Origin of the sequence: Gemmata sp., from assembly GCF_051859125.1 — a bacterium.
In the GTDB taxonomy this organism is placed as follows: domain Bacteria; phylum Planctomycetota; class Planctomycetia; order Gemmatales; family Gemmataceae; genus Gemmata.
The window spans coordinates 45,175-69,280 of sequence record NZ_JBHYGG010000179.1 but is presented as its reverse complement, the minus strand read 5'-3'; the positions used below and the strand labels follow the sequence as shown (position 1 = coordinate 69,280).

The 24,106-nt window shown below is 72.2% G+C and carries 17 protein-coding genes; all 17 read left to right on the top strand.

Features of this window, described 5'->3' with window-relative positions:
* Positions 1–174: 174 nt before the first annotated feature.
* Positions 175–1,413: a ribosome small subunit-dependent GTPase A gene (gene rsgA / locus ACTIGN_RS16300; RefSeq protein WP_439625676.1), complete on the top strand. Its 1,239-nt coding sequence runs from the start codon at positions 175–177 to the stop codon at positions 1,411–1,413.
* Between the two features lie 83 nt (positions 1,414–1,496).
* Positions 1,497–4,478 carry an FAD-linked oxidase C-terminal domain-containing protein gene (locus tag ACTIGN_RS16295; RefSeq protein ID WP_439625674.1) on the top strand — a complete coding sequence of 994 codons (2,982 nt, stop codon included), beginning with the start codon at positions 1,497–1,499 and terminating at the stop codon, positions 4,476–4,478.
* 172 nt (positions 4,479–4,650) lie between these two features.
* Entirely contained in the window at positions 4,651–4,896 is a 246-nt protein-coding gene (gene moaD / locus ACTIGN_RS16290; RefSeq protein ID WP_439625672.1) for a molybdopterin converting factor subunit 1, read from the top strand.
* A 16-nt stretch (positions 4,897–4,912) separates the two neighbouring features.
* On the top strand, positions 4,913–5,383 hold the full coding sequence (locus ACTIGN_RS16285; protein WP_439625670.1) for a molybdenum cofactor biosynthesis protein MoaE: 471 nt from the start codon (positions 4,913–4,915) through the stop codon (positions 5,381–5,383).
* On the top strand, positions 5,380–6,435 hold the full coding sequence (gene moaA, locus ACTIGN_RS16280) for a GTP 3',8-cyclase MoaA (protein ID WP_439625668.1): 1,056 nt from the start codon (positions 5,380–5,382) through the stop codon (positions 6,433–6,435). Before ACTIGN_RS16285 ends, moaA begins: the two co-directional genes overlap by 4 nt.
* A 96-nt stretch (positions 6,436–6,531) precedes the next feature.
* Positions 6,532–6,834 (top strand): hypothetical protein, encoded by a 303-nt coding sequence (locus tag ACTIGN_RS16275; RefSeq protein ID WP_439625666.1) that lies wholly within the window; start codon positions 6,532–6,534, stop codon positions 6,832–6,834.
* A gap of 159 nt (positions 6,835–6,993) precedes the next feature.
* Positions 6,994–7,554, top strand: a complete 561-nt coding sequence (locus ACTIGN_RS16270; RefSeq protein WP_439625664.1) for a peptide chain release factor family protein — start codon at positions 6,994–6,996, stop codon at positions 7,552–7,554.
* A 156-nt stretch (positions 7,555–7,710) separates the two neighbouring features.
* A complete protein-coding gene (locus ACTIGN_RS16265; protein WP_439625662.1) occupies positions 7,711–8,172 on the top strand; it encodes a phosphatase domain-containing protein in 462 nt (153 codons plus the stop codon).
* 91 nt (positions 8,173–8,263) lie between these two features.
* The gene (locus ACTIGN_RS16260; RefSeq protein ID WP_439625660.1) at positions 8,264–10,369 is read left to right on the top strand and encodes a hypothetical protein; all 2,106 of its coding nucleotides are present in this window, start codon (positions 8,264–8,266) and stop codon (positions 10,367–10,369) included.
* Positions 10,370–10,446: 77 nt separating this feature from the next.
* Positions 10,447–10,848: a four helix bundle protein gene (locus ACTIGN_RS16255; protein ID WP_439625658.1), complete on the top strand. Its 402-nt coding sequence runs from the start codon at positions 10,447–10,449 to the stop codon at positions 10,846–10,848.
* 52 nt (positions 10,849–10,900) lie between these two features.
* On the top strand, positions 10,901–13,786 hold the full coding sequence (locus tag ACTIGN_RS16250) for a hypothetical protein (RefSeq protein ID WP_439625656.1): 2,886 nt from the start codon (positions 10,901–10,903) through the stop codon (positions 13,784–13,786).
* A 178-nt stretch (positions 13,787–13,964) separates the two neighbouring features.
* Positions 13,965–14,576 carry a transposase gene (locus ACTIGN_RS16245; RefSeq protein ID WP_439625654.1) on the top strand — a complete coding sequence of 204 codons (612 nt, stop codon included), beginning with the start codon at positions 13,965–13,967 and terminating at the stop codon, positions 14,574–14,576.
* 122 nt (positions 14,577–14,698) lie between these two features.
* Positions 14,699–17,536, top strand: coding sequence for a hypothetical protein (locus ACTIGN_RS16240; RefSeq protein ID WP_439625652.1), 2,838 nt, complete (start codon positions 14,699–14,701; stop codon positions 17,534–17,536).
* An 18-nt stretch (positions 17,537–17,554) separates the two neighbouring features.
* Positions 17,555–19,048, top strand: coding sequence for a hypothetical protein (locus ACTIGN_RS16235; RefSeq protein ID WP_439625650.1), 1,494 nt, complete (start codon positions 17,555–17,557; stop codon positions 19,046–19,048).
* A 13-nt stretch (positions 19,049–19,061) separates the two neighbouring features.
* Entirely contained in the window at positions 19,062–21,167 is a 2,106-nt protein-coding gene (locus ACTIGN_RS16230; protein WP_439625649.1) for a YfaP family protein, read from the top strand.
* A gap of 40 nt (positions 21,168–21,207) precedes the next feature.
* Positions 21,208–22,104: a vWA domain-containing protein gene (locus tag ACTIGN_RS16225; protein ID WP_439625647.1), complete on the top strand. Its 897-nt coding sequence runs from the start codon at positions 21,208–21,210 to the stop codon at positions 22,102–22,104.
* A gap of 175 nt (positions 22,105–22,279) precedes the next feature.
* Positions 22,280–24,082 carry a hypothetical protein gene (locus ACTIGN_RS16220; protein WP_439625645.1) on the top strand — a complete coding sequence of 601 codons (1,803 nt, stop codon included), beginning with the start codon at positions 22,280–22,282 and terminating at the stop codon, positions 24,080–24,082.
* The last annotated feature ends 24 nt before the right edge of the window (positions 24,083–24,106 follow it).

Genomic DNA, 24,106 nt, shown 5'->3' with positions numbered 1-24,106 from the left:
TTTGGTTTGTAGGGGCCGCCCTCCGTGGCGGCCCGCGTGAGGCGAACGACTCAACCGGGCGGCCTCGGGTCCGTATTCGCCCGCACAGGCCAGAGGCCTGTGCCACCAAACCAAGTACGTGATCGACTCCGAGGGGCGCAGCGAAATCGCCCCGGACCGCTTAAACTGAGGAGCATGAGCAAGGACAAGAAAAAGGTCCGGGTCGAGATGCGGAAGAACCGGGCGAAGCCGCCCCGGGGCAACGACCTCACCCGCGACTACCAGGCCGACGCCGCCAGCACCGACGAGAGCCACTCGTCCGAGCGGGTGCGGGCCAAGGGCGACCTCTCCCGGCACCGCACCGTCGTCCAGGACGCCACCGCGGACGAGCCCGGCCGGCTCAGCACCGGCGACGCGATCCGCGGCCGCGTGCTCCGGGTCCACGGGCTCGCGTCGGTGGTCGAGGCCGACGACGGCCGCATCTTCCGCTGCGCCGTGCGGCGCCTGCTCAAGACCCTGGCGACCGACGAGCGGAACGTCGTCACGACCGGCGACGTCGTGTGGTTCCGGCCCGCCGTGGTGGAGGTCGCGGGTCGGGGACCGGGGATCGGCGAAGAACCGGAGCCCGCGGTCCCCGAGCCGTCGGACGAGACGGAGGTTGGTGCGTCCGGTCCGACCCCCGACCCCCGGTCCCCGACCCCCGCAGAAGGGATGATCGAGCGGGTCGAGCCGCGGCACGGGGAGCTGACCCGGGCGAGCCGGCGGCGCGAGCAGGTGCTCGTCGCGAACGTCGACCAGGTCGCGATCGTCATCTCGCTGGTCCAGCCCACGCTGAAGCCGCACCTGATCGACCGGTACATGGCGGCCGCCGAGAAGGGCGGGCTCAAGCCCCTGTTGCTGCTGAACAAGATCGACCTCGCGGACCCGGCCGAGTTGCAGCCGATGATCGGCGCGTACGCGCAGCTCGGCCTCCCGGTGCTGCTCACGAGCGCGCAGACCGGGACCGGCATCGACCGGCTCCGCGAGCAGCTCCGCGGGCGGTCCACGGTGTTCTCGGGCCAGTCCGGGGTCGGCAAGTCGTCGCTGCTGAACGCGGTGCAGCCGGGGCTGGCGCTGTCGGTGCGGTCGGTCAGCGAGGTGAACAACAAGGGCCGGCACACCACGACCTACGCGCAGCTCCTGAGGCTCGACACCGGCGGGTGGGTGGTGGACACGCCCGGCGTGCGGCAGCTCGCGCTGTGGGACGTGCGTGCGGAAGAAGTTGAGGGCTACTTCAGGGACTTCCGGCCGTTCGTGGCGCTGTGCGAGTTCCCCGACTGCACCCACACGCACGAGAAGGGGTGCGCCGTGAAGGGGGCCGTCGCCCGCAACCTGCTGAGCCCCCGCCGGTACCACAGCTACCTCGGCATGTTCCACGGCACCGAGGCGGAGTGACCACGGCCGGCCCCGTGGCCCGATCGCGATGGCGCTCGCCCCTTCAACTCGAACCGTTTAACGCGACCCGGTAAACTGACTCAGTGCTCGACCCCAAACAAATCACCGACGACCTCCGCGGCGCGTTCCGCGGCGCGCTCGCGTTCGACGCCCTCACCCGCGGGCTGTACGCGACCGACGCCAGCCCGTTCCACGTCGCGCCGCTCGCGGTCGCGGTGCCGGAGGACGCGGACGACGTCGCCGCCCTCGTCCGGTACTGTGCCGAGCACAACATCCCCGTCGTTCCCCGCGGGGGCGGCACCGGCGTCGCCGGCGAGAGCCTCGGCCCGGCGGTCGTGGTCGACCTCAGCGTCAAGTTCAAGCGGATCGGGGCCGTCACCGGCGACCGCGTGACCGCCGAGCCCGGGGTGACGTGCGACGCGCTCAACACGGAACTCGCGCGGCACGGGCGGCGGTTCGCGCCGGACCCGGCGAGCGCCGCGACCTGCACCGTCGGCGGGATGGTCGCCACGAACGCCTCCGGCGGGAACGCCTTCCGCCACGGGTACACCCGCGACCACGTCGCCGGTCTGAGCGTCGTCCTCGACGACGGGTCGCCCGCGGTCTTGGGCGACGACCCGAAGGCGAACGCCTCCGAGCGGCTCGACCAGATCCGCACCGCGACGGCCGAGCTTCTCGCCGCCAACCGTGCCGCGATCGAGCAGCACCGCCCGCGGACGAAGTTCAACCGGTGCGGGTACGTCCTCCACGACGTCCTGACGCCCGCCGGCCCGGACCTCGTGAAGCTCCTCGTCGGGTCCGAGGGGACGCTGGCGGTCACGACGGCCGCGACGCTCCGCACCGTCCCGCTCCCGGGCGGGACGTGCGTGGCGCTGGTCGGGTTCCCGACCCTCGACGCGGCGGTGCGGGCCGGGACCGACCTGCGGCACTTCGAGCCGGTGGCGTGCGACCTGCTCGACCGGCGGTTGCTGTCGGTCACGCGGCGGGGCGGGCCGGACGGGTTCGGCCCGGTCCCGCCGGCGGTGGGCGCGGCACTGGTGGTCACGTTCGAGGCCGACACCGAGCGCGAGGCGGGCGAGCGGGCGTGGGGCGCGGTCGAGACGCTGCGGCACCGGCACCTGCTGCGGGTGCTGGCCGAACCGACCTGCGACCCCGCGGGCGTGGCCCGCATCCGGGACTTCCGCGGGACCGCAGTGAGCGGGCTCTACGGGCTGGCCGGCGGCGCGCGGCCGCTCGCGTTCGTCGAGGACGTGGCGGTGCCGGTCGAGAGCCTCCCGGCGTACCTCGCGGGCGTGCAGGACGCGCTGAAGCGGCACGAGCTCACCGCGTCGTTCCTGATCCACGCCCTCACCGGGCAGGTCCACACGCGGCCGCTCGTCGACCTGAACGACCCGGCCGACCGCGCCAAGCTGTGGCCCGCCGCCGAGGACATCCACTCGCTGGCCCTGTCACTGGGCGGCACGGTGAGCACGCAGCACGGCACCGGCCTGGCCCGCACCCCGTGGGTCGAGCGGCAGTACGGCCCGGTGTACGCCGTGTTCCGCGAGGTGAAGCGGGTGTTCGACCCGAAGAACGTGCTGAACCCGGGGAAGATCGTCGGCCCCGACCCGAGCCGCGAGGCGTGGCCGCTCCGCTTGGGGATGGGAAATGGGAAGTCGGAGATTGGGAAGAACGGGATCGCGGGCGGCGAGGCGCTCGGCTCCGCACCAACCCCCAATTCCCAATCTCCGATCCCCCTTCTCGTGTGGAAGGACTCCTCCCCCGCACACGAAGTGGCGAAGTGCTCCGGGTGCGGGGACTGCCGGACGGCGAACCCGGCGAAGCGGATGTGCCCGGTGTTCCGCGCGACGGGCGACGAGGCCGCGTCGCCCCGGGCCAAGCCGAACCTGCTCCGGGTGCTGGCCGACCCCGGGGCCGCGGCCCCCGAGGAGGTGCGGGCCGTCGCGGCGCTGTGCGTGAACTGCAAGATGTGCCGCGACGAGTGCGACGCCCGGGTCAACGTTCCCAAGCTGATGATCGAGACGAAGGCGGCGCTGCACGCCGAGCACGGGCTCGGGTGGAACGAGTGGGCGCAGGCCCGGATGGAGGGGCTCTCGGTGCTGGGGAGCAACTTCGCCCCGGTCGTGAACACGCTCCTCGGGCGGCTCGGCGCGCGGTGGGTGCTGGAGAAGCTCCTGGGGGTCTCGCGGCACCGCCGGCTCCCCGCGTTCACCCTGCGGAACTTCTTCCGCCGGGCGCGGGGCGCGGGGCTCTCGAAGAAGCGCGGGACCGGGCCGCGGCCCGAGTTCCGCAACGGGCGGGTCGCGTACTTCGTGGACGTGTACGCCGCGTACACCGACCCGGCGATCGCCGAGGCGACGGTCGCGGTGCTGCACCACAACGGGGTCGAGGTGTACGTCCCCCCGCGGCAGGTCGGGTGCGGCATGGGCGCGCTGGCCGTTGGCGACCTGGAGACGGCCCGCGAGCACGCGGTCCGCAACGTCCGCGCGCTGGCCGACCTGGTGCGGGAGGGCTACCGCGTGGTGTGCTCCGAGCCGACCGCGGCGCTGATGCTGTCGCAGGACTACCCGGACCTGCTCGACGACGCGGACACGGCCGCGGTCGCCGCCGCCACGGTCGAGCTCACCGCGTACCTGGCCGAGTTGCACGCCGCCGGCCGGCTCCGCACCGACTTCCGGCCGCTCGACCTGACGCTCGGGCACCACGTCCCGTGCCACGTCAAGGCGCTGCGGGGCACGCCGGCGGGGCCGGGGCTGCTGTCGCTGATCCCCGGGCTCCGGGTGCGGACGATCGACGTGGGGTGCTCGGGGATGGCCGGCCAGTGGGGGCTGATGGCCGCGAACCGCGAGGCGTCGCTGGCCGCGGGCGCGCCGGTGTTCGCGGAACTGAACCGCCCCGGGCTGATCTTCGGCTCGACCGAGTGCAGCTCGTGCCGGATCCAGCTCCAGGACGGCACCGGGAAGCGGACCCTGCACCCGGTCGAGTACCTCGCGCTGGCCTACGGGCTGATGCCCGAGATCGAGGCCCGGCTCCGCAGGCCGCTCACCGAACTGGTGACGGAGTGAGGGCGCGCGGCTGGAGCCCCGGAGGGCGGCCGACGGTAGTTCCGAGGCGCATGCTTCTGGACCAGGGGTTTGCTCGAAGACTCGCTGCACCCCTGGCTACCGTCGGTCGCCCCTCCGGGGCTGAAAACCACAGACGCGAGGCACCCCTAACCCAACTCGATCAGGTGCGGGTATGACCATTCGTGTCCTGCTCTTCGCCGCCGCACGCGATCACGCCGGGACCGACGCGGTCGGCGTCGAACTCGCGCCCGGCGCGACGGTCGCGCACATGCGTGCCGCGCTCGTGAGGCAGGTGCCGGGCCTGGCGTCGCTGCTCGCGCGGTCCGCGGTCGCCGTGAACCACGACTTCGCCGAGGACGGCCGCGCCCTCGGACCCGGCGACGAGGTCGCGATCATTCCCCCCGTGAGCGGGGGGTGAGCGTATACTGGGGATTATGGTCCGGCTCACCCGCGAACCCATCGACTTCCACGCCCTGACCGAGTCGGTCCGCGACCCGCACTGCGGGGCCGTTGCCACGTTCCTCGGCACCGTCCGCGACGTCACCGGCTCGCAGGTCACCGTGTGCCTCGACTACGACGCCTACGGCCCGATGGCCGAGAAGAAGCTCGCCGAGATCGAGGCCCGGGTCCGCGAGCGGTGGCCGGTCGCGCACGTCGCGATGGTCCACCGCCTCGGGCGGCTCGCGGTCGGCGAGGTGAGCGTCGCGGTGGCCGTCAGCAGTCCGCACCGGGCCGGGGCGTTCGACGCGCTGCGGTTCGCCGTCGACACGCTCAAGGAACTCGTCCCCATTTGGAAGAAGGAGAACGCCCCGGACGGCACCGGCGAGTGGGTGCATCAATCGGGGGTCGGGAGTCGGGACGCAGGAGTCGGCCGGCCTGGGTGTTCGGACGGGGGCCAGCAGTGACCAACCGCATCCCCCTCGCACTGGCACCCGACCCCCGATCCCCGACCCCCGACCCCCGGCTCCCAAGCGGGCTGGTCGATAGTTTCGGCCGCCGGCACAACAACCTGCGGGTGTCGGTCACCGACCGGTGCAACCTCCGCTGCACGTACTGCATGCCCGAGGACGTGACGTTCCTCGACCGCTCGGAGCTGCTCTCGTTCGAGGAGATCGCCCGGTTCGTCGCGGTCGCGGCCGGGCTCGGCGTCACCAAGGTCCGGCTCACCGGCGGCGAGCCGCTGATGCGGAAGGACCTGCACAAGCTCGTGCGGATGATCGTCCCGATCGCGGGAATCGCCGACGTCGGGCTGACCACGAACGGGCTGCTCCTCGCGGACCGGGCCGAAGAACTGTTCGCCGCCGGGCTCCGCCGGTTGAACGTGTCGCTCGACACGCTCGACCCCGGCCGGTTCCGCGAACTGAGCCGCCGCGACGGGCTCGACCGCGTCCTCGCCGGCCTCGATGCGGCGAAGCGGGCCGGGTTCGGGCCGATCAAGGTGAACGCTGTCGCGGTCCGCGGGTTCGCCGAGCACGACGTGATCCCGCTCGCCCGGTACTGCCGCGCCAACGGGTTCGAGGTGCGGTTCATCGAGTACATGCCGATCGGGGCCGAGGCGTGGGAGCGGGACAAGGTGTTCCCCGCGGCCGAGATCCTGGGCCTCATCGCCCGCGAGGTCCGCGGCCTGATTCCGATAAAATCGGACCCCGCCGCGCCGGCCGTGGACTACGAATACTCTGACGGCGGCGGGCGGGTCGGCGTGATCGCGTCCGTCACCCGCCCGTTCTGCTCCGACTGCAACCGGCTGCGGCTCACCGCCGACGGCAAGGTCCGCAACTGCCTGTTCGCCCTCGACGAGACCGACGCGAAGGCGCTGCTCCGCTCCGGCGACCCCGCCGCCGGCCCCGCACTCGCCGAGCTGATCCGCCGGAGCGTGTGGGCGAAGTGGGCCGGGCACGACTTCAACACCGCCGCGTTCGTGAAGCCCGATCGCACCATGCACGCGATCGGCGGCTGACCGGCACGCGGCGTGCAGACCGCCGGGTGCGGAACCGCCGCCCGGCTCGGTTTCCTGCTTTCGGTTCCGCACCCCGCATTCACCTGGGTTGCACAGATGGACCCCCGCGAAGAAGACGACGTCCCGTTCGACTCGGGCGACAACGACGACCCGCTGATCCGCAACCTGCGGACCGAGATGGTCCGCCTCGAAGCGCAGCTCGACCAGCTCATGGCCGCGGACCGCGAGCGGGCCGAGGAGGCCGCGGCGCTCCGGGTGCGGCTCGACGAGCTGGAGCACCAGATCGCCACGATCCGCGACCGGTACCGCCGCACCGCCCGCATGTACGGGTGGATCGCCGGGCTGTGGGGCGTCGGCATCGGCATGTGGCTGAGCTGGCTCATCCGGGCGCTGCTGTGAAACCACACCGGGGGTCCCGGTCGCCACGGTCGCAGAGTGCGGTTCTGCTCCGAGCCCGAGCGCCGAGCGAGGGGCGTGCGTGAAGTGAACCCTCGCTCGGCGCTCGGGCTCGGACCGAACCCATCCAACGGTCGCGCCGCTCGGAGCAGTCACGCACCCATGCCACCCCCCGCACCCGATGCTCCCCACCCGCCGCGCGAGACGTGGTCCCGCCTCACCGAGGACCAGCTCCTCGCGCAGTGCGAGGTGGACACCTACCGCGCCAGCGGCCCCGGCGGGCAGAAGCGGAACAAGACCAGCTCGGCCGTGCGGCTGCGGCACGCCCCGACGGGGCTCGTCGTCATCGCCGAGGACAGCCGGTCGCAGCACGAGAACAAGGCGATCGCCCTGAAGCGGCTGTGGCGGGCGCTGTTCCTCCACCTCCGCGATCCGCTCCCCGAGGCGGTCCGCACGTCCGGGGCGGTCGCCGCGCTCCCGGACTACGCCGCCGCCCGCGGCCCCGACGGCCGGCTCCACCTGTCGCCGAAGAACCCGCAGTTCTGGTTCGCGGCCGGCGTGGTGCTCGACGTGCTCGCCGCGTGCGAGGCCCGGGTCGCCGACGCCGCGGCGCTGCTCGGCGTCTCGACCGGCAACCTGATCGATTTCCTCCAGACCGACCCGAAGGTGTGGCAGGAGGCGAACCGCGTCCGCGCGGCCGCCGGGCAGAAGCCGCTCAAGTAGTGGTGAGTGGGCCGTGGGGGGGTAGGAAGTCAGAAGAGAGGGGAACCACTCGGTCGGACCAGTATAACGGGGAATGTCAGACGATTGGTCCGGTGGCCTGCGCGAACCGTGCGTTCTGTCTGTCCACTGTCCCCTGTCCACTCACCACCAGTCACCATGCCCCCAACCGGCTTCTCGTGGGTCGATCAACCGCACCTGGCCGCGATGGCCGCGCCGGGGTCGGCCGCGGACCTGGCGTGGCTCCGCCGGCACAAGGTGGACGTGCTGGTGTCGCTCACCGAGGACCCGCTCCCGAAGAGCTGGGTCGACGACGCGGGGATGATGGTGGTGAACGTGCCGGTCCCCGACATGGAGCCCCCGTCGGACCGGCAGCTCGACTACCTCCTCGACACCATCAAGAAGGCGAACTCGGCCGGGATGGGCGTGGGGGTCCACTGCGAGGCCGGCCTGGGCCGCACCGGGACCGTGCTGGCGGTGTACTACGTCGCACTGGGGGTGCCGCCGCAGCGGGCCATCGACCGCGTCCGCGACCTGCGCCCCGGGTCGATCGAGACGACCGAGCAGGAGCGCGCCGTCGAGCGGTTCGCGGCCCGCACCGCGCGGCGTGCGGGGGGGTGACGCCCCGCCCCGTTCCGGGCCGCTGCGCCCTTGCACAAGACTGTTCCGCCATTTAACTTGGGGTTACTCCCTCTTCCGGCGCGACACCGACATGGCGGAACCAGACTGCTCACGGCCGGCCCGCCCCCTGCGTTCCCGATCGCTCGCCGGTTCCCTCCTCGCCCTCCTCCTGATCGCCCCGGCCGCCCACGCGCAGCCCGACGCCGCGCCCGCCGACAAACTCGTCGCGCTGCGGCTCGACTGGCTCACGCACCTCGCCCGTGAGGACGCCGCAACAACCGAACTGAAGGCGCTCGCGGCGCTACGGAGCCCCGCCGCGTCGGTCGGCAACGTACAAGACCCGGCGGCCATTCTCGCGGCGCTCGGCCCGGCGCTCGACGCCGATTACAAACAGGTACAGGCCGCGCTGGGCCGCGCCGAGGAGAAGGCGCGGTCGCGGAAGGCCGACGCTCTGAAGGACTGGACCGAGGCGTACCGGCAGCGGGTCGCGTTCCGCGAGTCTGTCGGGAAGCTCGAAGCGGCGCACGGGTTCGACTTCGAAACGGGCGCGACGACCGCACTCCGGCCCGACCCGGTCGACGCGCTGGTGCTCGTTGCGGCGTGCTTCGTCGCGGTCGTCGCGGTGAGGGTCCGGCGCACCGAACAGCGCCTCGACATCCGCAAGGCGCGCCGGGCGGCCGGGGTCGCGCTGCTCCTGCTCGCGGTCGTACTCCCTGGGTGCGGCGGGCCGGCCGCGAGCGACGCGCGACCGTGGGCCGCCCGCGAGGAGGCCGAACTCACCGCTGCTCGCGATGCCGCCGCATCAAAGGGCGCGAGCGCCGAGACCGCCGCCGAGCAGAAGTGGCAGGCCACGAGCGCCGCGTGGGTGGCGCTCGTGGCCGCCCCCCGTGGGGACGCCGACAAGCTCGTTCGCACCGGCGAGTCCGACCTTCGGGCCGGGCTGCGGTCGGTCGCGGTCGACGCGCAACTCGGCGAGCGGCTCGTGCGGGACGCCGCCGAACAGCGAGCGAAGCTGGCCGAGGAGGCCGCGAAGCTCGACCAGCTCACCGGGCGGGCGAAGCTGTGGTCGCGCGCCGGCACCGGCCTGCGGGTGCTCGCGGCGGGCGTGCTGTTCGGCCTCGCGACGGCCCCACTGTGGTCGGCGCGCCGCAGCCACGCCCGGCGGATCGCGCTCGCCGCGAAGACGTGCCCGCGGTGCTTCCGGCTCGACACGCTCAAGGTCGAGGCGAGCGCCCGGAAGGCGAGGGCCGACGACGAGGACGACGGCGACGTGCGCTGCACCCGGTGCGGGCTCCGCATCCGCCGCAGCTACCTGACCGTGCCGCGGCTGTGCTTCCCGACCGTCGGGGTGCGGTCGAGCGGCAAGACGCACATGCTCGTTACGGCCTACGACCGCGTCCGCAAGCGGACCGCCCCGACCGTCGCGACCGTGCAGCCGGCCCCGACCGGGAGCGACGCGGACCGCCGGTTCGAGCAGCTCACCGACGAGGTGCTGCACCGCCGCGGGGTCGCCGGCGCGACCGACCTCGTGCTGCCGGACCCGATCCTGCTCCACGTCAGGGACGCGGACCCGCTCGGCGGCAGCGCCGCGATCGTGAACCTGTTCGACTACTCGGGGGAACTCATCAACCCCGACGTGGACGTCAACATGCTGAAGGCCACGGCCGTCCGCATGGACGGGTTCATGCTGTTCCTGGACCCGACGCAGCTCTACGGCGACGCCGCGAACGTGACCATCGACCAGCAGCTCGCGATGCTCGACTCGTTCCTGGCGCACATGCGGAAGGAGCGCGGCGTGCCGGTGGGCGAGCCGATCCCGGTGCCGGTCGCGGTGTGCGTGCCGAAGTTCGATCTGCTCATCTCCGACAACCCGATCGGCGGCCAGTCGGTGCAGTACATCCACCAGATGCTCGAGCACCTGAACCCGCCGCCGCGGGAGGTCACGCTCGCCGTGCTCCGCGAGCGCAGCGAACTGGTCGAGCAGATGCTCCCGCTCATGTTCCCCGGCCTGGACGTGCGCCGCGTGATCGAGGGCTACTTCGGGACGCAGCTCCTGTTCTTCCCGCTCTCGTCGGTGAGCCTCGTGGAGCACGAACTCGGCGTGAAGGACCTCTCGAAGCGGAACATCGCGCCGTTCGGGGTGAGCGAGCCGGTGGTGTGGCTCCTGCACATGCACGGGTACTCTGTCTTCGGGTGATTGGGGGTTGGAGATTGGAGATTGGGAATCGGCAGTTGGGGGTTGAGACTGGGAAGACAATGAGCGGAGGGCGGGCGATGGGACAGCCGTCGTTTGAGACGCTGGAGGTGTACCGGCTCGCCGACGCCCTCGCCGGCGACGTGTGGAATCTCGTGATGCTCTGGCCGCTCTTTGCGCGAGACACGATCGGGAGACAACTGGTCCGAGCCGCCGACAGTATCGGGGCAAATCTGGCCGAGGGGTACGGGCGCGGATCGTATGCCGATAACAAGCGCTTCGTTCACATCGCCCGCGGCTCGCTCAACGAAACGCTCTGTTGGCTCAAGCGAGGTCTCGGTCGAAATCTGATCGCCCCGGAGGACTCCGAGCGGTTGAAGCGAATCACCGACGAACTCGGTCCGCGGCTGAACGGGTATCTGAACTACTTCAATCGCCAACTCGCCGCACAGGCGACACGCGGCGAGCGCCCCAAAGCATGAGCACGGCCCTGATTTCCACCTTCCAATCTTCCATCCCCAATCGCCACCCCTGATGCCGACCTGGCCCACACAATCCGACTACAAGGACGCCCTCCAGAACCCGGACACCGCGTTCCGCGACCCGGACCTGAAGGCGAGTGCGGCCGAGAAGAGCCCGATGGGGGTGCCGCGCGCCCGCAGCGGCGCGTTCGCCAGCGTGTACAAGATGACCCGCGGCACGAGGGCCGTCGCGCTCAAGCTGTTCAACTTCCCCAACGAGGACCGCGCCGCCCGGTACCAGGCGGTTTCGGACTACCTCAAGAAGCTCGGCCCCAAGAAGCCGGCCGCGCTCGTCGGGTTCGAGTACCACCCCGAGGGCATCCGCATCGGCAAGGCGTGGTACCCGACGCTCACCATGGAGTGGGTGAAGGGCAAGTCGCTCGGCGAGTGGGTCCGCGAGGCGATGGAGCAGAAGAAGCCCAACACCGACGCCGTCAAGAAGATGGCCGACGCCTGGGTGCAGCTCGTGCTCGAGATCCAGGCGGCGCAGATCGCGCACGGCGACCTCCAGCACGACAACGTCATGGTCGTCGGGCAGACCCCGGTGCTCGTGGACTACGACGGGATGTGCGTGCCGGCGCTCGCCGACCCCAAGAAGCCGCTGGAGCAACTCGAGTTCGGCAAGCCCGCGTACCAGCACCCGGCCCGCCCCGCCGAGAAGCTCTCCGGCCAGCTCGACCACTTCGCCGCGTGGGTCGTCCTCGTCGCGCTGCGGGCGGTCGTCGCCGACCCGGGGCTGTACCACCGGTTCGTCACGAAGACCGAGAACGAGAACCTGCTGTTCGTGCCGACCGACATGACCGCACCCGCGGGCTCGGCGTTGTGGCAGGAACTCGTCCGCAGCCGCGACCCCGAGGTCCGCGACTGGTCGAAGGCGCTCCGCGAGTCGCTCGACAAGCCGTTCCGGCAGATCCCGGCGTTCTCGCTCGACCCGTTCGCGGCGCTGCGGAAGCTCGTCGCCACGCTGCCCCGCGACTGGGCCGGGATCGCCGCCGAGACCGCGCGGCTCACGAAGGCCGGCAAGACGCTCCCGCCCGAACTCGCCTCCGCGGCCGACCCCGTCGGAAGGCTCGACGAGTTGTGCAAGGCCGCGAAGCTCGACTACCCCGCGATCGCCACCGAGACCGACGCGCTGACCCGCAGCGGTAAGGCGGTCCCCGACTGGATCCGCCCGGTCGCCGCGGACGCCGTCAAGCGCGTCAACTGCCGCGAGGCGGTGCTGCGGGCGCTCAACGCGCGCGACCCGCGGGCGGTGCGGGCCGCGTTCCAGAAGCCGCTGCTCGAGGGCTGGGCCGACCGCAAGCTGATCGCCGACGCCGAGGCGGCCGCTTCGCAGGTCGAGGCACTGGATAGATTGAAGGCGGCGGTCGCGGTGCCAGGCGACGGCCGCTCACTCGTGAAGCTGTGGACCGACCTGGGCGCGCTCGTCGCCGGGCTCCCCGAGGCCGACCGCTACCAGACCGAGGCGACGCGCTGGTCGGCACGCATCGCCGCCGCGGACGAGTTCATCAAGCTGTTCAACGCCCGCGGCACCGAGAGGGCGCTCGCGGCGGCGTGGGCGAAGGTCGTGGCGGCCGGCCCGCACCCGGAAATCACCCCCGAGCACCAGGCGCGGGGCGAGGCCGCACAGAAGCGCGCGCCGGTTCTCGCGGCGCTGGCCGCGGTGCCGTCGGTTGTGTCGTACAAGAACGACACGCTGCTCGCCGAAGCGTGGGGCGACGGCTCGGCGCTCGCGGGGTGCCGGGAGGGCGACGTCTACGTCACCCGCGTCAAGGTGGCCCGGGACCGGCTCGCCACGTTCGCGAAGCTCCGCGCCGCGGTCGAGGCCGCGGAGAACGGCGCCGGGTCGGAACTGGCCGTGGTCGAGGCCGCGAAGCCGCTCACCGGGTACGACCACCCGTTCGCCGACCGCGTCCGGCTCGGGGCGAAGTCGGTCGAGGTGCTGGCCGCGCTCAAGGCCGCCGCCGAGGAGAAGAACCCGTCGGACCGGGCGATCGCGGCCGCGGTGGACGCGCTGCGGGCGACGAACCTGGACCTGCTCGCGCGGCTCGACAAGATCGACACGCGCCTCGCCGCCGAGGCCGCCGCCGCCGGTCGCCGCCGCAAGATCCTCAACGAGTTCGCTGAGATCGACGCGAAGTACGACCGGCCCGACAAGCAGGACCGCAAGTGGCTCGCCGTGTGGCTCGCGAACAAGGAGCTGCTCCAGGGCCGCCGCGACACCGAGGAACTCCGCGAGCGGCTCACGCTCGCCAAGGCGCGGTCGCAGGCGGCCGCCGCGATCGCGAAGGCGCTCGACGACCGCGACATGTTCAAGCTCCGCGACCTGTTCGAGAAGCACGGCCCGCAGTTGGAGGGGTACCGCCCGCTGCGGGAGCGGAGGGCCGAACTCGACGAGCTGCTCGGCAAGGCGAACCGCGTCGCCGGGCTCCAGAAGCGGCTCGGCGCGGGCGACCCGGCGTTCACCGGGGACGACCTGAAGTTCGTCCGCGAGAACCACGCCGCTTTCCGGAACTCGGACCGCGCCGCCGTCGCCCAACTGGTGGCGGCGAAGCTGAAATCGGACGCGAGACTGGTTCCCGGCCGCCCGCCGATTAAAGTGGTGCCTGCCGGGAAGTCGGTGGCGGTGGTCGCGTACTGGGCGTGGGCCGGGCACGGGCTGGTGTCGCACTGCCTCGTCGCGGTGGACCGCGCCCGGCACCTCGCCGAGCCGGCCCAGGCCGAGCAGTACATGCTGCTGACGTGCCTCCCGCGGGACCACACGGCCGAGGGCGGCGGCAAGCGCCTGGCCCCGCCGCTCGGCGCGAAAGAGGTGTACGTCACCGTGTGGGCCGTGGTCGAACTCGGCTGGGCGACGGTCCACGGCCCCCCGCTGCACCTGGGGCCGGCGGCGGTGTGACTTTGCTTTGGCGAGCGGGGGACGTGAGTCCCCCGGTAGGATCTCCAGCGCGATTTGCGATTCAACCGGGGGGCTCACGTCCCCCGCTCGCCGGGCCTGTGGTTACATCAGAACGTGGTTCGAGATCCAACCGGGGGACTCACGTCCCCCGCTCGCCAAGACGAGCGAGGAGCGACCGGTGGACCGCTTCTGGCTGATCACCTGGACGACCTACGGCACCTGGCTTCCCGGGGACGCACGGGGATTCGTGACCGACCTGCGAGACGAGTTCGGCGACAAGTACCGGCTCAACCAACCCTCGACCGAGTGCGCGTCCGACCTCCCGGGGTTACGGCGGTTCTCAGAAGACAACCTCAAGGGACCGCCGATTTGGCTCAGTCCGGAGCAGGCGACAGCCGTCCCACCACAGTTCTCCGAAACGGCTGCGTACCGCGGGTGGCGGTTACTCGCGTGCGCCGTGATGGCGAACCACGTTCACTTGGTCGTCGGTGTACCGGGCGACCCGCAGCCGTCGAAGTTGCTCCAGTCGTTCAAGGGGTACGCGAGCCGACCATTGACCGCGGGCTGGGGGAGGCCGCCATCGGGCACCTGGTGGAGCGAGGGCGGTTCGACGCGAAAGTTACCGGACCACAAGGCCGTTTTCGCCGCGGTCCGGTACGTTCGCGATCAAGAGAGGCCGCTCGTCGTGCGGTTGAACGCGGAGCCGTTGCAGGAGTATCTGGGACCCGAGTGGACCGAACTCCTCCTGGCGAGCGGGGGACGTGAGTCCCCCGGTGTAACTGCAGAGTAGCGTGGAGATTTACCGGGGCACTCACGTCCCCCGCTCGCCGGGCCTGTGGTTACCTTGGTAAGCGGTTCGAGATTCCACCGGGGGACTCACGTTCCCCGCTCGCCAGGTGCAGGGGGCATACGGTGTCAGCAGCAGGGCACGCGGCGGTCGGCGACCAGTTCTACGTGACGCACTGCACGACCGCGGACAGCGTCACGAACTCGCCGGGGTACAGCGTCCGGGCGGCGTCGGCCGACGCCCCGGAGGTGCTCACGCGCGCCCTCGAGTACCCGCCCTACGAGATCCCGCTGGAGCTGTGGCGCGACAAGCCGGCCAAGCCCCAGACCCCGCGGCGGCTGGCCCGCACGAAGAATCCGGCCGGCGGCGTCTGGGTCGCGCACTCGGTGTACCTCGACAAGGACACCATGAACCGCGACCGCTCGTACTTCACGCACCTCCTCGGCCTGCCGGCGACCGCGGACGCCGCGAGCGTTCTCGAGTCGTGGGACGCCGACGGCTGGGCCAAGGAGTACCCGCAGGGCGCGCCGAAGGAGCTGGGGAAGTGCCCGCTGCCGGTCGGCACCAAGGTGTCGCGGGCCACACTCGCGGCGTTCCTGGGCCGGTCCGTCGGCGGGGCGTCGGACCTCGCGACCGTCGTGTGCCCGACGCGGTTCCGGGCCGACCCGGCCGGCCGCCGCGCGCTCGTCGCCCGGTTCCTGAAGGCGGTCCTCCTGCTCGCAAAGGAGCGGGCCGCGGGGGGCGAGCGCGACCGGCTGTTCGTTCACGCCGAGCCGGGCCTCGTTGCGATGCTCCTGTACGCCGCGGCCCGTGTGCTGCCGCCGGCGCTCGCCGCCGACCTCACGTTCTCGACGTTCGAGCCGGCGCACCGCGGGCTCCGCGACTACGTCCAGGCCACCGTGATCGGCACGTACCTCGCCGCACCGGGCAAGGGGCTCGACCCGGACCTCGTCACCGCCCGCGGGTTCGGGCTCGACGCGATCCACCCCGAGAAGTCGTCGCCCGAACTGGTCGAGGGGACGCCGATCCCGCCGGGGGTCGCGGACCTCATCGACCTGGCGGCCGCCGGCGAGTGGGACCTGCTCGACGACGTCCACCGGCTGGTCGGCAGCGACCCGGCGGCGGTCGAGAAGGTGCCCGGCACGGTCGCGCTGGCGCGGGCCACGTCGCGGATCACCCGCGGCGGGCTCACCGGGGCCGACCTGATCGCGCTCAAAGCCGACCGCCGCGGGGCCGCCGTTCTGAAGCAGCGCGAGGAGAAGGTCTGGGAGTTCCTGAAGGACGCGGTGCTCGCGGACGCGGCGCTACGGGCCGAGTTCAAGGACTGGATCGCCGACCCCGAGCGGCTCAAGGTGTTCCGCCGCGAGGCGTGCGAGGCACTGGTGAAGGGCGACTTCGACGGGTGGGACCGGCGCTGGGCGGTGGTCCGCGAGGCGGCCGACGCGAAGCAGTTCCAGGAGCAGGCCGACCGCGGGCAGAAGAACCTCGACCGGTACCTGCCGACCCTGCCGCTCCCGGCCCGGGACCGCGTGCGGGCGGTCTGCGCCGAGTCCGGCGCGTGGCCCGACCACCACCTCCTCGCCCCCGCCGGGCTCGACGAACTCGACGAACTGCTCGGCGCGAAGGTGGCCCCCGAGTGGCAGGGGTACACGTGCTTCGCGGTCATGGGACCGGACGAGAAGAACTGGCTGCTCGACACCACGAAGGCGTACCGCCCGGCGATGCGCGAGCGAGTCCGACACCACCTCGCCGCCGCGTCGCGGCCGGTCCTCGCGGCGTACCTGAAGCACGCCAAGGACTACGTCTCGACGATGCCCGGGTTCCTGTACGACTTCCTGAAGCCGTACCGCCCCGAGAGCGCGAACTTCCTCAGCCGACTCATTGACGCCGGGGCCGACGTGATCGACCCGGGCGACTGGGTGAAGCTGCTCGCCGACCTCGACATCTACGGCGAGCAGACGCCCGAGTGGCGCGGGTTCCTGCTCAAGGCCGACAACCTCGCGAAGCTGCTCGGCGGCATGAAGGCGCACCCGGCCGCGGTCCCGGTGTGGGACGGGTACGTGAACCTGCTCACCCCGGCGCTGGTCGCCGGCGACGAGTGGGAGCGGGTCATCTACGCGCAGCTCACGAAGGCCCGGCAGGCGCTCGGCGCGGCGGGGGTGCTGGTGCGGGACGTGGTCCCCGCGGCAGGCCTGCGCAAGCTCCGGGCGGCCGACACGCTCCTGGGCTTGCTCGCCGCCCCGGCGGCCGCCGAGGCGCTCGAGCCCGGCCAGCTCCTCGAAGCGTACCAGGTGTTCGGCATCGACCCGGTCGACGGCCTCCGCGGGTTCTACCTGCGGTTCAACTTCGCGGCGATCGACCTGAACGCGAGCCCGCTCCCGCTCCGGCCGTTCGCGGCCGCGTTCAAGTCGTGCTTCCCGGTCGGGCACGAGTACCCGTCGGCCCGCAACGCGGTCGCCGCGTGGGTCGCGCTGTCGATGAGTTGCCCGGACTTCACCCGCGGCGCGTTCCAGACGTACCTCCTCCGCGAGTTCGTCCCGGCGCACTGGCACGCCAACCTGCTCGCCGAGGCGCCGCGGATCGTACTGCACCCCGCGGCGGTCGCGTACATCGGCGAGACGGTCGCGGCGGCGCACGCGCAGAACACGTCGTTCCTCGACGCCGAAGACCCGCCGCCCAAGCCGGCGGCGAGCGTGGGGTTCGAGTCGGAGGCGACGCAGAAGGCGCGGGGCGGGCGGAAGATCGGCCCGGCCCGGCGGCGCGAGGCCGGCGTCCCCGGGTACCTGTGGGTCGCGGTCGGGCTGGTCGGCCTCGCCGTCGTGGGCGCGGCGGTCGTCGCGGCCATCAAGAAGAACGCGCCCAAGCCGGTCGAGCAGGACACGCCCGTCATCGTGGTCCCGAGCAAGGAGAGCCCGCCCAAGACCAAGCCGAAGGACACCAAGACCAAGGACAAGGACAAGTAGCGGCCCGAGGGTTCAGGAATGTCGCGGAGCAGTGCGGTCCCGGTGGCGCTCGCGGTGCCGTTCGCCCTGTACGCCCTTTGGGCCGTGCAGGCCGGCGTGCGCGCCGAACTCGCCGCGCCCTCCGCACCCATCGAGAAGGGCGCGCCCGACGAGAAGAAGCAGGCCGAGGCGCGGGTGCGGGCCGAGAAGTGGGCGCGCGACGTGCGGCAGACGAGCGTCGCGGCGCTCCAGGTCCGCGCCCCCGGCCCCGAGGAAAAGATCGAGGACGCCGACTGCCTCGCGCTCGCCCGCGCCGCCGCCGCTCGCGCCGCGGACCTCACCGACCTGGAGAAGTTCCTCTCGGGCGCGGAGCGGCCGGCGTACACCGGCAAGCTCAAGGAGCGGTACGCCGAGTGGCAGGCCGGGCGGGCGAAGCTCGTGACGGCCGAGGGGGCCGTCGAGGCGTGGCTGAAGGCCCCGCTGGCCGCGACCGACGGGCCGGCCGCTGCGGGCGCGATGAAGGCGTTCGAGGACCTCGTCGCCGCGTACCGCACCGCGTCGCCGTTCGCCGACGGCTCGCGGGCCGCGCTCTGGCAGGTCGAGGCCCGGGTGAAGGTGCTCGAAGCGCTGGAGGCCGCGGCGCAGCGCCCGTTCGACGACGTGCTCGCGCTGCCGCTGCCGCTCCCCGACCCGAAGGTGAACAAGACCGTCGAGCGGGCGCTCGGCGCGCCGGCCGCGGTCCGCGAACACGTGCGGTTGCTCGACGCCGAGGTCGCGAAGGTCGCCGGGACGAAGCGCCCGCTCCCCGAGCGGCTCGCGAAGGCCGCGGCCGCACTCGCCCGCCGCGGCGACGAGTGGGCCGCCCGCGAACAACTCCTCGCGCTGCTCGCCGACCCCGAACTGCTCACCGACCCGGGCAAGGCCGCCGACTGGCTCCCGAAGGTGCGGGCGCAGTTCGACAAGACGCAGTCGGCCGACGCCCGCGAGTTGATCCGCAGGAAGGTGCAGCAATACTGCGAGGCGTTCGTCCCGCGCGCCGCCCGGCTCGACGCGAGCGTACTGGTCCGCGACAAGGAGACGCCGCGGGTCAACGTGAAGGTCGTGTACGCCTCGGACGCGAAGACGCAGCCGCTCTCTGACCACCCCGGGCGGCTCAACGAGTTCAACTTCGCCACGCTGCACCGCGACTTCGATCAGGTGACCTGGCCGGGCGGGTTCGGGGGCCGCGACGCGCTCAAGCCGACCCCGGCGAGCCTCGTCGCCCGGGACTTCACCGCGGCGCGGGCGGCGGTGACGGCGTGGACCCCCGCGGCCGTGGAAGAACTGAAAAAGAAGTGCGAAGGCCCGGACGCCGGGGTACAACAGAGGCGGCGCGAGCAACTCGACACCCTGCCCGGGGCCGAGCTGGTGCGCGACCCGGCCGCACCGGAGCCGGCGTCGCCGTGGACCCGGGAGAACGCGAAGATCTGGACGCGGCTGGCGGCGCTCTCGGCCGCGATGGCCAAGGCCCCGGCCCTGTTCGACGCGAAGTGAGTTCGAGGCCGACATGACCCTCGCGGCGTGGAAGAAGGTACTCCTGTTCGGGCTGTTCGGGGCCGCCGGGTGCCTCGCGGGCTGGGCCGTCGGCGAGGTGTACCTGCTCGCGGCCCGCGCCGCCGCCGACCCCGGTGCGGGCGCGGCCCCCACGCTCATCTCGCGGCCGTCGGCCCCGGCCGCCGACACCCCGCCCCCGTCGAGCGAGTTCAAGGACCGCCTCGACCGCGAGCGGGCCAAGACCGGCGACGTGCAGATCTCGCTCATCTGGTTCAACCGCAACGACCTCGACCTGCACTGCGTCGACCCCACCGGCGCGGAGGTGTTCTTCAAGCAGCCGCGGTGCGCGTCCGGCGGCGAACTCGACGTGGACGCGAACGGCGACCGCGGCCGGCCGGTCACCAGCGAGCCCGTCGAGAACATCTACTGGCCCGCGGGCGGCGCGCCGGCCGGCAAGTACACGGTCGCGGTGAATTACTACAGCCGCCGGCCCGGCGAGCCCAACGCCACGACGTACAAGGTGAGCGTGCTCCGCGGCGGCGTCCGCGAGGACTTCTCGGGCGAGATCGCCGACAACGGCACCTCGAACAACCGGCGGCTCGTCCGCGAGTTCGAGCTGTCGCCGAAGATCGAGCTGTTCACCGCCCCCGAGGTCGAGCTACCGCCGGGCGCGACGCAGAGGGTGCCCGTGGTCGTGCGCCGCCTGTACTACCGCGGCGAGATCGCGGTCGCGGCGGAGAACCTCCCCGACGGCGTGACCGCCGACCCGCTCACCATCCCCGAGGGGAAGACCGACGGCGAGTTGGTGCTGCGGGCGGGCTCCGGCGCGAAGGAAGTGAAGCGGGCGATCAAGGTCGTCGGCACCGGCGGCGGGCTGACCGGGTCCGCGGACGCGAACCTGACCGTGCCGGCCCCGGCGGTGCGGTTCTCGGTCACGACCGTCATCATCCTCGGCGCGTGGACAGCCCTGCTCGCGGTCGGGTTGTGCCTCGCACTGCTGGTCGGCCAGAACCGCTACCTCGGCCGCCCGGCGTTCGCCGCGGGGCACGTGCCGATCGCGGTCGTCGTCTCGGGTGCGGTCGCCGCGGGGCTCGTGTCGGGGTCGGTCGGCCAGGCGCTGTACTCGCTCCTGCTCGGCTTCGGCTTCGGCGGCTTCGGACTGATCGTCGGGTGGGTGCTGCTCGGCACGCTGCTCGGGTTCGGCGTGAGCTTCTTCGTGCCGAACCTCGACCAGAACAAGGCCGCCCTCGCGGGGCTGATCGGCGGCCTGCTCGGCGCGGCCGCGTTCCTCGGCGGGTCGAACGCCGGCGACTGGCTCGGGCGGCTCACCGGCGCGGCCGCGCTCGGGTTCTGCATCGGAACGGCGGTCGCGCTCGTCGAGGCGGCGTTCCGGCGGGCGTGGCTCGAGGTGCGGTTCGGCGAGCGCGAGACGATCAACGTGAACCTTGGCCCCGAGCCGGTGAAGGTCGGCGGGAACGCGCAGCTCTGCACCGTCTGGGCCCGCGGCGCGGCCGACGTGGCTCTGCGGTTCTTCGTGCGGAACGGGCAGGTGGTCTGCGAGGACGTGCCGACGCGCTCCGAGTCGGTGGTCGCCGAGGGCCACACCCGCACCGCCGGCACCGTGATGCTGACCGTCCACACCGGCGGGGCGGTTGCCTCAATCGGGGGCGCGCCTGCCGCGAAGCAGGAGTCGGCGAAGCCCGCGAAGTCACTCGGGGGGCTTACGCCCCCCGCTCGCCAAGAGACATTGCCCCCGGCTCGCCAGGATGCGCCTCCCCCTGTGCGCCCGGAGCCGCCAAAGCCGGTCGCGCCGGACTACGACGACGGGATGCCGGTGCCGATCGGGCCGCCCCCGCCCGCACGGCCGAAGGTCGCGTCGATCCTCGACGACGGGTTCGTGACCCCCGCGGCGCCTCCGGTCGCCGCGAAGCCGCCGGCCCCGGCCGCCGCGCCGCCGAAGCCGGCGATCCCGACCGCACCGAAGCCCCCGGCCCCCGCAACGCCGGTCGCCGCCGCGCCGGCCGCGAAGCCCACCGGCGACGGGTGCCCCACCTGCGGCCGCGTCGCGCCGGGCCGCCCCGGGGCCCGCTACTGCATGATGTGCGACAAGCCGTACTGAACGCGAACCATTCCTCCCCCATCGCTCAAGGAGCCGTGCCGTGCCCTACGAGATGCAGATCGACCGGGCCAACCCCGGGTGCATCGTCTTCCTGGTGGACCAGTCGAACTCGATGCTCGACGGCATCGCCGGCACCCCGCGGCCGAAGCTCGACACGGTCGCCACCGCGATCAACCGGTTCTTCGCCGAACTCATCACCAGTTGCGAGAAGGGCGAGGACAAGCCCCGGAACTACTTCGAGGTCGGCCTCGTCGGGTACACCACCGACCAGAACGGCGTCGCCATCGTCAGGCCGCTGTTCCGCGGCGCGCTCGAGGGCCGCGACCTCGTCTCCATCGCCGACCTGTACGACAACCCGCTGGAGATCGAGAAGCGGCAGAAGAAGGAGTTCATCGACGACGGGGCCGGCGGGCTCCAGGAGGTCATCAAGGAGATCGCGTTCCCGGTGTGGTACCGGCCGCCAGCGGTGACCGAGATGTTCGGCACCCCGATGTGCGGCGCGCTCAGCTACGTCACGCAGGTGGCCCGCGGGTGGGTCGAGGCGCACCCCGGGTGCTTCCCGCCGATGGTCATCCACCTGACCGACGGCGAGCCCGTGGACGGCGACCCGCGGCCGTTCGCCGAGGAGTTGAAGGGGCTCGCCACGACCGACGGGAGCGTGCTGCTGTTCAACTGCCACCTGTCGAGCCGCGACTCGCAGCCGGTGTTCCTCCCGGCGACCGACGCGATGCTCCCCGACGACTACGCCAAGGACCTGTTCACCATGTCGAGCGCGCTGCCCGACAAGCTGCGGCACATGGCCGAGGTGAAGGGGATCTCCGCACCGCTCGGGTGCAAGGCGATGGCGTTCAACGCCGACGCGGTGAGCCTGCTCAAGCTCCTCAACGTCGGCACCCAGGTCGTCGCCACCGCCACCCTCCCCCCGCACCTGCGGTGAGGAAGAGTGAAGAGACTTATCCACAGATTACGCAGAGGACACAGATTAAAACCCAGAGGACAGAGGACAGTCGGAAGCCGGCGGGTACGCTCCTCTGTCCTCTGTCTGGAAATCTGTGTCCGCTGTGTAATCGGTGGATCACCTGTCTTTGGCTTTCGCTCTGTCTGGGAACTCGATGCTGCCTACTCCCGAAGCGCCGCCCGGTTGCCTCGTCGTGCTCGCGCCGCTGTCGGCCTCGATGAGCGGGGACGTGCGCGTGTGGCTCGGGCACCGGCTCACGCCCGACGGCGAAGCCGAGGTCCGCGACCTGCCGAAGTCGGTCGCTTCACGGTTCCTCGCCGATGAGCTGATCGAGGCGCTCGTCAGCACGCACGCGGCCGGCTACGCGCTGTCGCTCGATGTCGCGGTACTCGGGTACAGCACGCGGGACGACGGCTCGCTGAACCTCGTGTCGCTCCTGACGCCGGGGAGCCCCGCGTTGCGTTTCGTGCCAGTGGGCGAACTGGCGGCGCGGCCCGCCGATCCCCGCGGCCGGGAGGGCGACCCGCGGAAGTGGACCGACCGGGCCGAGTGCGCGGGCGACCCCCCGGCCGCCCTCGCGCTCGCCGAAGTTCACAAGCTCGTCGCGCTCTGGCTCACAGGGCGGCACACTGCCCGACCCCCGGTCGTGCTGCACGTCACCGACGGGCCGATCGCGGACGAGCACTACCCGCGGATCGCCCGATCGCTCGGCTTGCTCGCCACGGGGTACGGGCCGGCGCGATTACTGCACGTCGGGTTGACGGCGGGCGTCGAGCCGGTGCTGTGCGGCCTCTCACCGGGGCCGCTGCCTCAGCCGTGGGCGGCGCTCGAAGAGGTGTCCGCGACCCTCCCGGCCGAACCCGAGGGCCGGCCGGTGCGAGCGGCGCTGTCCCTAAACGACTGGTCGCTTGCGGACGCCTGGAGCGCGCTGTTCGATCTGGAGTGGGCGCAGAGCGGGAGTTGGGTCGGGGGCGACACCGACCGGTTCGACCCGGCGACCGCCCGCGGCATGTGGACGCAGAAGATGGGCAACACCCCCGAGCAGTGGGAGGACGCCTACGCCACCGAGCCCGCGTCCGGCGTGGCCGTCGTCGCCGACGGCGCGAGCAGCGGCATCTACTGCCGCACCTGGGCCGACCGGCTCGCGAAGCGGTTCATCGTGGACCGCCCCGAGATGCGCGACCCGGTCGCGCTGAACAAGTGGGTCCACGGGCTCCGCGGCGAATGGCGGGCGGCGATCAACTACGACACGCTGAACTGGTCGAAGAAGGCCAAGGTGGACGAGACCGGTGCGGCCGCGACGTTCCTGTCGCTCGAAGTCGGCCCCCTCGACCCGAGCGGAACGCGCCCGTGGCGCGCGAGTGCGGTCGGCGACGCGTGCCTGTTCTGGGTCCGCGGCGGCCGACTCCTCGGCACGTTCCCGGTCGTCGGTGCGGACCAGTTCGGCTCGGCCCCGATGCTGATCCGGTCGAACGCCGGGTACAAGACGCTTCCGCTCCACGCCGCGGGGGTGTGCGAGCCCGGCGACCGCTTCGTCCTGGCGACCGACGCGGTTGCGGCGAGGCTGTTCAGGAGCGCCGCGGCTGCCGACGGCCCCGACTGGGCGCGGTTCGAGACGATCGACGAGACCGCGTGGCGCGACGAACTCGACGCGCTCCGCAGGGCGAACGACATGGTCAACGACGACTGCACGCTCGTGATGCTGCGGGTCGCAGGCGGGTCGGGCGAGGTGGCTGCTGCCGGTGCCGAGGCGCTACCCCCCACCCGGCTCGAAGACTCGCCACCCTCCCCCACAAGGGGGGAGGGCACGGATTTGACCTCCCCCCTTGTGGGGGAGGTCGCCGCGGAGCGGCGGGTGGGGGGTGAAGCGACGACACACGTTGAGGCTCCCCCTGCGCCCAATGCGGACGACTCGACGCCCCCAACCACGGATGGTTTCTCGGACCCGGCGGACTAACCCGTCTAACCCCCTGCGAGGAAC